This is a genomic window from Streptomyces hainanensis, assembly GCF_004348415.1.
Lineage (GTDB): Bacteria > Actinomycetota > Actinomycetes > Streptomycetales > Streptomycetaceae > Streptomyces > Streptomyces hainanensis.
On record NZ_SMKI01000180.1, the window covers coordinates 1 to 14,036 of the forward strand.

10 protein-coding genes are annotated in these 14,036 nt (G+C 74.7%); 5 read left to right on the forward strand and 5 right to left on the reverse strand.

The annotated features are described in order from the left end of the window. Nucleotides 1–684, reverse strand: a 684-nt coding sequence (locus E1283_RS17925; protein ID WP_132819078.1) for an MFS transporter, incomplete at its 3' end; no start/stop codon positions are given. Nucleotides 685–741: 57 nt separating this feature from the next. On the opposite strand from E1283_RS17925, the gene E1283_RS17930 reads away from it, so the two are divergent. From E1283_RS17930 to E1283_RS17945, 4 genes are read left to right on the forward strand one after another with little or no spacing between them, the layout of a single operon-like run. After that, entirely contained in the window at nt 742–1,512 is a 771-nt protein-coding gene (locus tag E1283_RS17930) for a class I SAM-dependent methyltransferase (protein WP_132819079.1), read from the forward strand. After that, entirely contained in the window at nt 1,509–2,336 is an 828-nt protein-coding gene (locus E1283_RS17935) for a Rossmann-like domain-containing protein (protein WP_132819080.1), read from the forward strand. Before E1283_RS17930 ends, E1283_RS17935 begins: the two co-directional genes overlap by 4 nt. Beyond that, nucleotides 2,333–3,376, forward strand: a complete 1,044-nt coding sequence (locus tag E1283_RS17940; RefSeq protein WP_132819081.1) for a GHMP family kinase ATP-binding protein — start codon at nt 2,333–2,335, stop codon at nt 3,374–3,376. Before E1283_RS17935 ends, E1283_RS17940 begins: the two co-directional genes overlap by 4 nt. After that, the gene (locus E1283_RS17945) at nt 3,297–4,361 is read left to right on the forward strand and encodes a pyridoxal-phosphate dependent enzyme (RefSeq protein WP_132819082.1); all 1,065 of its coding nucleotides are present in this window, start codon (nt 3,297–3,299) and stop codon (nt 4,359–4,361) included. Before E1283_RS17940 ends, E1283_RS17945 begins: the two co-directional genes overlap by 80 nt. Nucleotides 4,362–4,488: 127 nt before the next feature. Here E1283_RS17945 and E1283_RS17950 read toward each other — a convergent pair whose 3' ends face one another. After that, nucleotides 4,489–5,247, reverse strand: a complete 759-nt coding sequence (locus tag E1283_RS17950) for an SDR family NAD(P)-dependent oxidoreductase (RefSeq protein WP_132819083.1) — start codon at nt 5,245–5,247, stop codon at nt 4,489–4,491. Between the two features lie 70 nt (nt 5,248–5,317). On the opposite strand from E1283_RS17950, the gene E1283_RS17955 reads away from it, so the two are divergent. After that, nucleotides 5,318–6,205 (forward strand): LysR family transcriptional regulator, encoded by an 888-nt coding sequence (locus tag E1283_RS17955; RefSeq protein ID WP_132819084.1) that lies wholly within the window; start codon nt 5,318–5,320, stop codon nt 6,203–6,205. Between the two features lie 81 nt (nt 6,206–6,286). Here E1283_RS17955 and E1283_RS17960 read toward each other — a convergent pair whose 3' ends face one another. The 3 genes from E1283_RS17960 to E1283_RS17970 form a co-directional block, all read right to left on the reverse strand. Further along, nucleotides 6,287–7,936, reverse strand: coding sequence for an FAD-binding oxidoreductase (locus E1283_RS17960; protein ID WP_132819085.1), 1,650 nt, complete (start codon nt 7,934–7,936; stop codon nt 6,287–6,289). Between the two features lie 64 nt (nt 7,937–8,000). Then, nucleotides 8,001–10,460: a PfaD family polyunsaturated fatty acid/polyketide biosynthesis protein gene (locus E1283_RS17965; RefSeq protein WP_132819086.1), complete on the reverse strand. Its 2,460-nt coding sequence runs from the start codon at nt 10,458–10,460 to the stop codon at nt 8,001–8,003. After that, nucleotides 10,457–14,036, reverse strand: a 3,580-nt coding sequence (locus E1283_RS17970) for a thioester reductase domain-containing protein (protein ID WP_132819087.1), incomplete at its 5' end; no start/stop codon positions are given. The genes E1283_RS17970 and E1283_RS17965, both read right to left, overlap by 4 nt.

The window sequence follows — 14,036 nt, forward strand, 5'->3', positions numbered from 1 at the left end:
CGCCTCGGGGGCGAGCCGGCCGCGCGGCGGGACCGCCGCCGCGGCCAGCCACACCAGACCCATGCCGAGCAGGAGGACCGGGATGGCGAGGAAGGCGGCGAGCACGGCGGCCAGGGCCGGGCCGGCCAGCGTCGTCACGCGCACGGACAACGTCATGGCGGCGTTGGCCTGTTGCCGGCGGGCGGGGTCCACCACCTCGGCGGTCAGCGCCTGGAAGGCCGGGCGGCACGCGCCCTGTCCGGCGCCGATCACCACACCGGCAAGCGCCATCACCGTCACCGACCGGCCCACGCCCGCCGCGAGCACCGGGCTGGCGAGCGCGGCGGCGAGCCCCGCCCACCACACCACCGACCGGCGCGAGTAGCGGTCCGCGAGCACTCCGCCGACGACCACCGCGCCCAGGAAGCCGGCCGTGCGGGTGGCCAGGACGAGGCCGAGGGCGGAGGGCGAGAGCGCGCCGTCCAGCACGGCGAGCCCCAGGACGAACGGCATCGCCCAGGTCGCGAGGCCGGAGGCGGTGGTTCCCGCCCACAGCCGCAGGAACGACGGGTCGCGCAGCACGGACCGCCGTTCCGCCGCGGGCGCGGCGGCGACGACGGTCGGCGTGGGCGGTCCTGGCACGGTGGTGTCCCCCTCGACGACGAAGAAGTGTGGGCGCCCAGCGTAGACGAAAATGACAATCATTTGTAATACTTCCCGGGGCCATCACCGGTGCGCCCATCGCTACCCGAGGGAGATCCCGTGCGACACCCGGCGACCGACTCCGCGTTCGTCGACCAGCTTCCCCCACCCCTGCCGGCGGATCAGGTCATCGCCCTGAACCAGCCGCGGGCCGACCTCCACACCCGCCGTCAGTACACCTGGCAAGGCTGGACGTTCGACGTGCCACCCGGCGTCTTCCTGCCCGGCGAGACCAGCCGCCTGATCCACCAGCGGATCCTCGACGGCACCATCGAGGTGCGCGACCGGGTCTACGCCGCCATGGGCGCGGGCCTGGGCGTCGAGGCGGTCGCCGCCGGAACGCGCGGCGCCCGCGCGGTCCACGCCCTCGACGTGCACCCGGAGAGTGTCGCCACCACCCGCGACCACTACGCGCGCCTGGTCGGCGACCGGCCGGGCACCACGTTCGTCCCGCTGGTCTCCGACGTCTTCGCGGCACTGCCCGACGACGTCCGGCTCGACGTCGTCACCTTCAACCCGCCGGCCGTCAGCCGCCGCGTCAGCGACGACCCCGACGTCGTCCGCAACGTGTGCGTCGGCGCGCCGCTGCTGGCCCGGTTCTTCACCGAACTCGCCGAGCGCCGGCTGCTCGCCGCGGACGGCGAGGTCTTCCTCGCCCTCTCCAACACCGCCGACCTGCGCGCCATCATCGGCCAGGCGCAGTCCCTCGGCTTCCGGCCCGAGGTCTTCCACCGCCACGACTGGCAGGACGGCGTGCTCACCTATCTCTTCCGGCTCACTCCCCCGCCCCCGCCCTCGCCCGGGCCCGCGGAACGGGAGGCCACCGCATGAGCACCGTCCAACGCCCCACGACCGTCGAGGAGTTGCGCACCGCCGTGCTGGCGGGCGCGGCCGGCCCCGACCCCGGGGCCATGGTGGCGACCAGCGTGTTCTGGCTGCACCACGGCACCCGGCTGGCCGGCGGCGACACCACCTACCTCAACCAGTACCTGCTGGTGCGCTGCGGCCGGTCGTTCGGCGCCTGCGCCGTCGAGGACGGCGAGACCGACCCCGCGCTGTGCCGCGCCCACTCCGGCCGCCCGCTCGCCGCGCTGCTCGCCGACGACGCCCCGCGCCCCCTGCGTCTCGCGGCCCTCGACGCCTACCTGGCCGAGGTCACACCGCACCGGGAGACCGCCGCCGAGCCCGTCGCCCTCCCGGCCGGCACGCCCGAGGAACGCGCCAGGGCCCGCGACGCGGCCATCGCCGGACTGCTCGACATCGCGCCGGGCGCCCGCGTCGCCCTGATCGGCGTCGTCAACCCGTTGTTGGCCGCCATCAGGGACCGCGGCGGCCGGCCACTGCCCTGCGACCTCAACCTCCGCACCACCCAGTGGGGCGAGCCCGTCACCGACTCCATGGCCGGGGTGCTGGACACCGCCGACGCCGTCGTCGCCACGGGCATGACCCTCGGCAACGGCACCTTCGACCCGATCGTGGCGCGCTGCCGGGAACGCCGGCTGCCACTCGTCGTCTACGCGCAGAGCGGCAGCGCGGTCGCCAGGGCCTTCCTCGGCGCCGGCGTGTCGGCCCTGTCGGCCGAGCCCTTTCCGTTCTCCCAGTTCAGCGCCGAGCCGACGGTGCTGTACCGGTACCGCGCCAGGACGGCCGGGTGACGGCCGACACCACGGGCACCGGACACGCGGTCCCGCACCACGGGGAGCTCCTCCAGGGCGTGTTCCGCGACGGCCGCGGGCGGACCTGCCCGGGTCTCGTGACCCTGCCCATGCCGCCGGAGCTCGGACTCGGCAGCCGCGCGGAGTTCACCCCCCTACCGGCCGGCGGCCCCGACGGGCTGACGGTCGAACCGCCCGACCGCGCCAAGGCCCTGCGCGCGGCGCGCCTCGCCCTGGCCGCCTGCGCCGCCCGCGGCATCCGCTCGGCCGGCGCCCCCGGCGCTCCCGGCGCCGGGCGACTGCGTCTCACCGGAACCGTCCCGGTGGGCCTCGGCATGGGCTCGTCCACCAGCGACGTCCTCGCCACCATCCGCGCCGTCACCGCCAGCCACCGCGTCGCCCTCACCCCACCCGAGATCGCCCGCCTCGCCGTCGCCGCCGAGAACGCCTCCGACCCCCTGATGCTGGACGACCGCCCCGCGCTCTTCGCCCAACGCGAGGGCCGGGTGCTGGAGATCCTCGGCGACGCCCTGCCCCCGGCCGTCGTGGTCGGCTGCGCCACCGGCGGCGGCCGACCGGTCGACACCCTCTCCCTGCCCGCCGACGCCTACCGCGCCACGGACCTCCCCGCCTTCCAACGGCTCCGCGACCTGCTCCGCCGCGCCGTCGCCGGCGCCGACACCGCCCTGCTCGGGCGGGTGTGCACCGCCAGCGCCACCCGCCACCAACGACTGCTCGCCAAGGAGGAGTTACCGGACCTCCTGGCCATCGCCGCCGAGACCGGGGCGGCCGGCGTGCAGATCGCGCACAGCGGCAACGTGGCCGGGCTGCTGTTCGCCCCCGAACTCCCCGACCTCCCCCGACGACTCGACCGCTGCGTCCGCGCCCTCGAACGCCTCGGCATCCCCCTGACCCACACGTTCACGACCCGTCAGACCCGCGACGAGAGAGTGAGCCACCATGTACGACCATGTCGCCGACGCGATCGGCGCCCCGGACCTGATACGCCTCGAACCCGGACTGGTCTGCCTGCGCTTTGAGACGATGAAGATCGTCTCCGCCGTCGCCGCCGTCCGCCACCTCCTCGACCGCGGCGTCGTACGGCCCGGCGACACACTGCTCGACTCCTCCAGCGGCATCTACGCCTACGCCCTCGCGCTCGCCTGCCACCGCTACGACCTGAGATGCCACATCGTCGGCTCCACCACCGTCGACCACACCCTCCGCACCCAACTCGCCGTCCTCGGCGCCCGACTGGAACAGATGGCACCCAGCGAGGACCTCAAACTCGACCAGAGCCGCCGCGTCGCGCGGGTCGGGGAGATCCTGGCCGCCCACCCCGACTACCACTGGATGCGCCAGTACCACGACGACATCCACCACCTCGGCTACCGCGCCGTCGCCGAACAGGTCCTCAAGGAGACCGGCGACGACGCCGTCACGCTCGTCGGCGGCGTCGGCTCCGGCGCCTCCACCGGGGCACTCGCCGGCTACCTGCGGGAACACGCCCCCGGCACCGCCCTGGTCGGCGTCCAACCCTTCGGCAGCATCACCTTCGGCAGCGAGCACGTCGCCGACCCCGAGATCATCATCGCCGGCATCGGCAGCTCCATCCCGTTCGGCAACGTCGACCACGGCCGCTACGACGTCGTCCACTGGACCTCCTTCCGGACGGCACTGGCCGGCAGCATCGACCTGCTGCGGCGCCACGCCCTCTTCGCCGGCCTGTCCACCGGCGCCGCCTACCTCGCCGCCCGCTGGGAACACCGCCAGGCCCCCACCCGCACCATCCTGTTCATCGCCGCCGACACCGGACACCGCTACGCCGACTCGGTCTTCGCCCGCCACGACGAGGCCGTCCCCCTCGACAGCCTCACCCCCCACCAGGTCACCACCGTCCGCGACCTGAGGCTCCCCTGGTCCCGCATGGCCTGGCACGGCGCCCCGGCCCCCGCCGCGGCACGCGTGACCCCGCCGCCCTCGGCGTCGCCGACGTCGCGCCGATCCTCATCGGCGGGGTGCTGATCGGCGCCTGAGCGCCGGACGGCGCCGGTCCGGTGGGCGGAGGCGATCGCCTGGAAACGACGCGAAGGCGCCGACGCGCGGGGGTCGCGTCGGCGCCGTTTCGCGGCCCGGTTCGGAACCGGGCTGCTCACCAGGGCAGTTGCCCGTCCTCGTTGAACGCGCCGCCGGTCGGCCCGTCGGGGCCGAGGGTGGCGAGACGCACCGCGACGGCGGCGCCCTGCGCGGCGGTGCGGGGCGCCTTGAAGGGCGTGCCCCTGGTGAAGTCGGTGTCGCAGGCGCCCGGGTCGGCGGCGTTGACCAGGACGCCGTCGCCGCGCAGGTCCTTGGCGAGCTGCACGGTGAGCGAGTTGAGCGCGGTCTTGGAGGTCACGTAGGCCGCGGAGGGCGGCAGGGCGGCCAGCGGGCTGCCCGGCGCCGACATGGCGGTCAACGACCCCAGCGACGAGGTGACGTTGACGACCCGGGCCGCCGGCGCCGCGCGCAGCAGGGCGGCGGTCGCGCTGGTCACCCGCAGCGGGCCGAAGAAGTTGGTCTCGTACACGGCGCGCACGATGTCCAGGTCGGGGGCGGTCGGCGCCTGCTTGGTGATGTCCCCGCTGATGCCGGCGTTGTTGACCAGCACGTCGAGGCGACCGTGCTGGCCGGCGAGGTACGCGGCGGCCGCCTCGACGATGCCCTGGTCGGTGACGTCCAGGTGGAGGGGCCGCACGTCGAGCCCCCTGCCGCGCAGCTCCTCGGCGGCCTTCACACCGAGGTCCGACTGACGGGCCCCGAGGTAGACGGTCATGCCGAGTTCCGCGAGCTGCTGGACGATCTGCTGGCCGATGCCCTTGTTGCCGCCCGTGACGAGGGCGATCCTGCCGTGATGAGTTCCGGTGTCCGTCATGCCGGAATACCATCATTTCCGGGGTCGCCGGCTCAATGACCGTACGGGTCCGGGCCGATACCCTGAGGGTATGGCGGACCTCGAGACGCGCAACCTGCGCTACTTCGTGGCGGTGGCGGAGGAACTTCACTTCGGCCGGGCGGCCGAGCGCCTCGGTATCGCCCAGCCTCCCCTGTCCCGGGCGATCAAGCGCCTGGAGGCCAGACTGGGCGTCGAGTTGCTGGCCAGAAGCGGCGGGCGGGTGACCCTGACCGAGGCCGGCGAGGTGTTCCTGCGCGAGTCGCGCCGGGCACTCGACGCCGTCGCCGCCGCCGCGCACCGCGCGGTGCGGGCGGGGCGGGGTGCGCGTCGGCTGGTGCTGACGATGAAGCCGGGCGGCGACGCCGGCCTGCTGCCCGCCATCCTGGCGGCCTACGAGGCGATGCCGGGGGCGCTGCCGGTGGAGATCATGGCGGGAGCGGGCGACCGTTCGGCCCCGCTGCGCGACGGGCGCGCCGACGTGGGCATGCTGCACAGCCCCTACAGCGACCTGGAGGGGCTCGATGCCGAGAGCCTGCTGGTGGAGCGTCAGGTGGTGCTGCTGCCGACCGGGCATCGGCTGGCGGCGCGGCCCTGGGTCCGGCTCTCCGACCTGCGGGGGGAGACCATGCCGCCGTGGCCGAGCCGCCCGGTGGGGTCGATCGCCGGGCAGAACGTGATCGACGTCGGCCAGTTGATGCAGCTGATCGCGCTGGGGCGGACGATCGCCGTGGTGCCCGAGTCGGTGCGGGACGTGATGCGGCAGGACGGCGTGGTGTGCCGGCCGGTGCTCGACGCGCCGCCCACCACCGTGGTCCTGGCCTGGCAGCAGGACAACTGCTCGACCGCGGTGGCGGCCTTCGTCCGGGCGGCCACCGAGGTGGCGGTACGCGCCGCCGCGTCGCCGCCCGCCGGCGTGCCGGCCACGGCCGACGCCTGAGCCCGGCCCGGGCCCCCGGCGTGCGGAGCCCGAGCCGGGCCGGCTCAGGTCGGGTCGGTCGGTCGGTCCGGTCCGGTCAGGTCAGGAGGGCGGGGTCACGGACAGCGTGTGCCGGAAGAAGTTCCGCGGGTCCCACCGCCCCTTGACGGCCTGCAACCGCTCGTAGCTGTGCTTGTAGTAGAGGCGGTACCACGGGGTGCCCGAGGTGTTCCAGGCCGGGTCGGCCAGGTCGACGTCGGCGTAGTTGATGTAGGAGCCGTCGGCGATGCCGTCGAGCTCGGGGACCCCACCGGTGGCCCGGTGCACGTCGCGGTAGAACTCGCGCACCCAGGACATGTGCGTGTCGTCGACGGCCGGGTTGTCCCAGTGGACGGTGTGCAGGACCTTCACCACCGAGTCGCGCTGCGGCACCGCGGTGTCGTCGACGCCCACCGCGTTGGACCGGCCGCCGAAGCCGCTCATCAGCACCCCGGCGAGCGGCGCGCGCAACTCCGTCGCGGTCAGCCAGCGGTAGGTGGTGGCGAGCTGCTCGTCGCTGTAACTCGCGCGCAGATAACTGCCCTTGGCCTTGTTGCGGCGCTGCACCACGGCGCCGGTGTCGGCGTAGCCGGAGGCGTTGGTCGACTGGAGCCAGGGCAGCAGCCGCTCGCTGACGGTCGGGGTGACGCCCACCGGGTCCACCACGTCGGCCCGGAACGCCGCCAGCAGGCTGTCCGCGTCCTGTTCGGAGGGATCGACGGACACGTTGATGGTGACGGCCGGCGACGAGCCGGTGTGCAGGCCCCAGAACTCCGCGTTGAGCCGGGCGAAGGGCGAGTCGGGGGCGCTGTTGGCCGCGAACCACTCGAGGTAGCCGCGCAGCAGCCGGCTGAAGCGCTCCTGGTTCAGCCCGCTCCAGGGCAGCGCGTAGGCGACCGTGCGGGTCTGCACGGGCGGCCTGGGCAGCAGTCGGGACGGGTCGGGGTTGGCGGGCACGGTGCCGGTGGAGCGCAGGAAGTACTTGGTGACGACGCCGAAGTTGCCGCCGCCGCCCCCGGTGTGGGCCCACCACAGCTCGCGGTTGGGGTCGCCGGGTTCCCGGGTGGCGACCACCGTGCGCGGGGTGCCCGAGCGGTCGAGCGTGACGACCTCGACGCCGTAGAGGTGGTCGGGCACCACGCCGTGGCGCCTGGCCAGCGGGCCGTAGCCGCCGCCCTGGATATGGCCGCCGGCGCCGACGGAGGGGCAGGTGCCGCCGGGGATGGTGACCCCCCAGGCCGTGTACAGGGTCTTGTAGACCTGCCGCAGCGTGGCTCCCGGCTCGACGACCACCGCGCGGCGACCGGCGTCGTAGGAGATGCCCTGCATCTGCGAGACGTCGAGCACGATCCGGACCGCCGGGTCGCACACGAAGTTCTCCAGGCAGTGCCCGCCGCTGCGCACCGCGAGGCGCGAGCCGGCGGCGGCGGCCTCGGCCAGCGCCGACTCGACGTGGGCGGTGGTACCCGCCACCCGGACGTAGTCGGGGGTGCCGACGAATCTGCCGTTCCAACCGCGGGCCAGATCGCCGTATCTGGGATCGTCGGGCCGCACGGTCGACGGTCCTATCCCGGTGGAGCGTGACCGGGTGGCCTCCTCGGCCTCCAGGGCGACGGCGGGGCCCGGGGCGAGGCCGAGCGCGGCGCCGCCGGCGACGGCGGCCCCGGCGCCCGCCCCGGTGAGGAAGCGGCGGCGTGAGGTGGTGACGGACATGGGTGAGCCTCTCTGCTCGGTGGTGCTTGGCGTGTGGTGCTTGGCATGTGGTGCCGGATGACGGTCAGTCGGGTGGCGTGCCGCGCCCGCTGGCCAGGTCGGCCAGCAGCCCGGCGGCGCCGTGCATCAGGAACCCGGCGATGGCGTCGACGTGCCGGGCACGCCAGTCGGCGAGCGCCGTGTCCCGCACGGCGTCGTTGAAGGCGCCGAGCGCCGGGCCGCCGCGGATCTGGAAGTTGAGCCGGTCGCCGACGTCACCGGCCCTGGCCCGGCGCAGGGCGTCCTCCAGGTACCAGCGCGCGGTCAGCGCGGCGCGCCGGCGTGGGTCTCGGCGGGCCCTGGCCAGGGCGGTGGGTGACCAGCGTTCCGGGTCGGTCGACACCTCGTGCCAGACGGCGTCCAGGTCCCGGCCGAGGACGGCCTTTTCGAGACGCTCCCGTTCGGCCGGCGGGAGCGCCTCCAGCGTGCCGTGCGCGCGGTACAGCTCGGCGAGTCGGTCGGCGCGGGCCGGGAAGAGCACGCCGCGCCGCAACACCGGGACGCGCCCGCCGAGTTCGAACCGGTCGGGGTCGGGTGCCGTGGTGAAGTCCGTGACGTCGGCGGTGGCGAGCAGGTCCTTGGCGAGCTCGCTGGTGTCGGCCTCCACCGAGCACTGGTTGACGGAACCGGTGAGCACGAAGTCGGCGCCCAGCGCGAAGGCCGCGGCGACGGCCTCGGGCGTGCCGAGTCCGCCGGCCACGCCGAGCCGGACGCGGCCGGCCGGTGGGTGCTCGGCGGCGGCCAGTTCGCGGGCCCGCCGGGCGGCGGTGAACACCACCGCGTGCCGCTCGGACTCCACGCACACGTCGTCCGCCATGGTCAGGCGGGCGGCGAGCGCGGCCTCCTCGTCCGTCAGCAGGCCGATGTCGCGCAGCTCCGCGACGATCGACGGCGGCGGAGGCTCGAAGAACCGCCGGGCGACGTCGGGCCGCGTCACCTTGGCCAGCAGTGTCCTGGCGGTCGTCGGCCGGCCGTCGGGGCCGGCGCGCAGGCCGGCGAGTCGGCAGCGCACCAGCGCCGGGGTGACGTCGGTGAACCCGGCGACCTCGACGGCCGGCACCGGCGATCGCACCAGCAGGTCGACCAGTCGGCCGGTGCGGTCCTCCGCCTCCGGGCTGTGGGTGAGGTTGACGCCCCAGGGCGCGCCGGGCGGCAGCGCGGCGGCCGTCCGGCCGATGGCGGCGGCCACCCGGTCGGCGGTGAGTCCCGCGGTGCCGAGGAAGCCGAGCACCCCGGCGCCGCCGAGCCGCGCCACCAGGCGCGGCGAGCCGATGCCGTCCCGCATGCCGCCCACGGCGTAGGCCAGCCGGGCGCGGTGGGTCCGCCGGAACGCCGCGGCGCCCAGGTGTTCCGCGGCGGGCCGGTCGGCCGCGGCGACCGGCGAGGTCGGCACGGCGACGGGGCGCGGTGCCGGGTCCTGGACGGCGCGGGCCTTCGGCGTCGGGGATGCGGGAACAGGCGCGGGTACGGGCGCGGGTACGGGCGCGGGTACGGGTGCGGGTACGGGTACGGGTGCTTGAGCGGGTGCCCGCGGGGTGGGCGCGGGCGCTCCGCGGGCGGCGAGGACGGCCTCGGCGTCCTCGACCGTCGTGACGGCGTGCGCCGTCACGCCGAGGGTGGCGAAGAACTTCACCAACGAGGGCCGGGGCCCGATCTCCACGATCCGGCCGCCGTCACCCGCCGCGCGGGCCAGCGCCCGCATGTCGTCCACCCAGCGCACCGGGGCGGCGATCTGCCGGGCCAGGGTCGCCACCAGGTCGGCCGGCCGGTGGAAGTCGCCGGTCACGTTGGAGACCACCCGGGCCGACCGGTCGGGGCTGAACCGGGGGGCGAGCTCGGCGAGGCGGGTCGCGAACCGCTGCTGGGCGCCGCGCATCAGCCGGCTGTGCGAGGGGGCGCTGATCCGCAGCGGCACGAAGGTGAGTTCCGGCAGCGCGTCGTCGAGGGTGGCGCGCAGGCCCTCGACCCGGTCGGCGAGGCCGCTGATGACGACCTGCTGGGTCGAGTTGTGGTTCGCCACCTCGACGCCCGCCCGCTCCACGACGCGGAGCGCCCCGGAGGAGGCGATGTCGTCCGTGATGAGGGCGGCCATGGCGCCCTCGCCGTCCGGCACCGCCTCCTGCATCAGCCGGCCGCGTTCCCTGACCAGCCGGACGGCGTCGGCGAACGGCACCGCGCCGGCGGCCACCAGCGCCGTGTACTCCCCCAGGCTGTGGCCGCCGAAGTACGCGGGGGCGTAGCCGAACTCGGCGACCGCGACCCGGAACACGGCGATCTCCACGGCCAGCACGCAGGGCTGGGTGTACTCGGTCAGGTGCAGCCGCTCGTCCTCCTCGAAGCACAGGCCGGCGACGTCCACGCCGATGGCGTCCGACGCCTCCTCGAAGGCCGCGCGGGCGGCCGGGAACCGTCGGTGGAAATCGGCGCCCATCCCCTGGCTCTGGGCCCCCTGGCCGGGGAAGACGACGACCTCGGCGGCGCTCATCGGTCCTCCCCGAGGCTCGGCTCGGCCACCTCGGAGGCCGCGCGTTCCGGACGGGTCGGCGCCGGCAGGTAGCCGATCTTCACGCAGTGCTCCAGATAGCGCCGCACGAGTTCGTCGATCGGCGGGCAGTCGACGCCGGCCGCCCGCAGGATGCCGCGGGTGTAGGCGGAGTCGGCGTAGGTCGAGAGTTCGTAGTGCTCGGGGCCCCAGATCTCGACGCCGTACTGCACCATCTCGACCATCTGGCTCTCGTAGGGGGTGTCGGTGCCCGGTGCCCGGAACAACTTGTCCGCGGCGTGCCGGTGGAATTCGAGCACGCTCAACGGCCGGATGTCGTAGCCGTAGTCGCCGACCATCCGGTAGACGTCGCTCAGCGAGCGGATGTCCGGGTTGGTGAGGTGGTACGTCTCGCGGTACGCGGGGCGTCGCAGGGCCAGGTGGAGTATCGCGGCGCTGACGTAGTCGACCGGGGAGACGTCCCAGTGCGTCGGCGCCTCCATGTACCAGCCGGTCTCCACGGCCGTCTTGAACAGGTCGTAGTAGACGCCCTTGACCGTGACCTCGCGGAACGGGTAGCGGCCGGTGTCGGCGGCCCCCATGATGTTCCCCGGCCGGAAGACGTTCCACATCAGCCCCTGTTCCGAGGCGGCGCGGATCAGCTTCTCGGCGTGGTACTTGGTCTCCTGGTAGGGCAGGTGGTCGTAGCCCTGTCCCAGCTCCAGGTCGTCCTCGGTGAACGGCCGGTTGGCGCCCAGCTGCCAGTCGCCCAGGGCGCTGAAGCTGGAGATGTACACCAGGTACCTGTGCCTGGTGGCCAGCGCGAAGTCGATGACGCGGCGGGTGCCGTCCACGTTCACCGGGGCGAGGGCGTCGTAGAAGGAGACCAGGGTGGTGCGGGCGGCCGCGTGGAGGGTGACGTCCACGTCCGCGGCCAGCCGCTCCCAGGCCTCCGTGGAGAGCCCCATCCGCTCCTCGCCCACGTCGCCGAGGACCACGGAGACCCGGCGCTCGCACTCCTCGGCGAGCAGCCCCTCCTCGTCGTAGACGCCGAGGAAGTACCGCACCCGTTCGCGGGCGCGCTCCTCGTCCTCGCCCCGGATCAGGCAGGTGACGCGGGCCGAGGTCTCCGTGAGCAGGTCGTGGAGCAGTCGTCCGCCGAGCACGCCGGTCACGCCGGTCACGAACACCGACTCGATCGGGAACGGCTCGGGCCGCGTGATCTTCTCCGGCCGCAGGGCGGGGGCGGCGAGGATCCTGGCGACGGCCCTGGCGTCCTCGTCCTGGCCGCCCTCGTCACCGCCGGTGACGTAGCCGCCGGCGACGACGTAGTCGGCGAACGAGCCGATGGTGTGGCACTCCTCGATGGACGCGGCCGGGATCCGGACCCCGTAGGACTTCATCAGCCGGTTGAGCATGCGCACCACGACGACCGAGTCGAAGCCGAAGTCCAGGAAGTCGGAGTCCTCGTGCAGTTCCTCGACGGGTTGCCTGGTCATGTCGGAGAAGATCAGCCGGACGCGGTGGACGAGGTCGGCGCGCGGGTCGTCCTCGGGTGCCGGCACGGGCGCGGGTTCCGGTGCCGGCGCGACGGCCCGGGCGGTGGTCCGTGCCGGGCCGGCCGGAACCGCGGTGGGCACGGTGGGCGCGGTCGGGTCGGTGGCGCGGCCGAAGGTGGCCGGGTCGATCCAGTACCGGTCGCGGGCGAACGGGTAGGTGGGCAGGCTCACCACGCTCCCCGACCGGGTGTCGTGCAGCGCCTCCCAGTCCACCACCCACCCCTGGGTCCACAGTTCGGCGAGCCGGGTGAGACGGCCCTGGTCGAGGAGCGCGCGGAGGTAGTCCCGGTCGGGCGCGGTCTCGCCGCCCCGGCTCTGGTGGGCCGGCACCTCGCCGGTGTGCGACCGCTCGTGCGGCCGGCCGGCCGCGAAGGCGTCGAGCGCCGCCACCGCCTCCTCGTGCGAGCCGGCGACGAGGGCGAGACGGTGCTCGAAGGACTCGCGGCCCACCGCCAGGGTCCAGGCGACGTCGCGGAGCGGGGTGTCGGCGCCCCGCTCCGAGACGAGGAACGCCCGGAGTGCGGCGACCTGTTCGGCCAGCCGTTCCGGCCGACGGGCCGAGATCCTGATCAGCCAGGGGCCGGCCGGGAGGCCGGCGGACGGCCCGTCGGCGTCCGCCGCCTCGGCCAGGATCAGGTGGGCGTTGGAGCCGCCGGCTCCGAAGGAGCTGACGGCGGCCAGCCGCGGGGCGCCGTCGGGTCCTGCGGGCCAGGGCCGGGCCTCGCGGGCCACCGCGAAGGGGCTGTCGGCGAAGTCGATGGCCGGGTTGGGCGGATCGGCGTGCAGCGACGGGGCGATGGTGCGGTGGGTGAGCTGGAGCAGCACCTTGGCCACGCCGGCCGCGCCGGCGGCGGCCTCCAGGTGTCCGATGCCGGACTTCGCCGAGCCGATGGCGCAGTAGCCGCGGTCGCCGGTGAACCGGCGGAAGGCCCGGGTCAGGGCGCTGACCTCGATCGGGTCGCCGAGCGCGGTGCCGGTGCCGTGGGCCTCCACGTACCCGACCGAGCGGGCGTCGATCCCGGCGGTGACCAGGGCCTCGTGCACCAGCTCCGCCTGGGCGTTGGGGTTGGGCACGGTGAAGCCGTTGGTCCTGCCGTCCTGGTTGACGGCGGTGGCGCGGATGACGCCGTACACCCGGTCGCCGTCGCGGCGGGCGTCGGCGAGCGGCTTCAGCAGCAGCGAGACCACGCCCTCGCCCGGCACGTACCCGTCCCCGCCGGCCCCGAAGGTGCGGCAGCGCCCGTCCGTGGACGCCCACCGGCCGGAACCGAGGAGCAGGTACTTGCCGGGGTGGATGGTGACGTTGACCCCGCCGGCCACCGCGTAGGCGGACTCCCCGCGGCGCAGGCTCTCGCAGGCCAGGTGCAGGGCGGTGAGCGACGAGGAGCAGGCGGTGTCCACGGCCATGCTGGGGCCGTTGAAGCCCAGTTGGTAGGAGACCCGGTTGGCCACCGCCCAGTAGCCGGCGATGGGCACGTCCACGTAGGCCTGGTACTCGCCGTAGGTGACGCCGACGAAGACGCCGGCGTCCTTGCGGGCCCGGCCGGCGGCGGTGCGCCGGATCCGGTCGGGGGTGTACCCGGCGTCCTCCAGGGCGGCCCAGGACGCCTCCAGGAAGATCCGCTGCTGCGGGTCCATCAACTCGGCGTCGTGCGGGGAGATGTTGAAGAACCGGGCGTCGAACCGGTCGACGTCGTCGATGAACCCGCCCCACCGGGCGTAGGTGGTGCCCGGGGTCTCCTCGTCGTCGCCCAGGTAGCGGGAGTGGTCCCAGCGGTCGGCCGGCACCTCGGTGACGCAGTCGCGGCCGGCCAGCAGGTTCGCCCAGAAGGCGTCGTTGTCGGCGGCCATCGGGTAGCGCCCCGACATGCCGATGACCGCGATCTCCTCGCCGTCGGCCGGCTCCCGGGGCGGCCGGGCGGGCAGCGCCGCGGAAGCGGAGGCGGCGACCGGGGCGGAGGCGGCCGTGGGCCGCCCGGGCGGTGCGGCCGGCTCGGCGTCCGGGGCACGGGACGGGGGG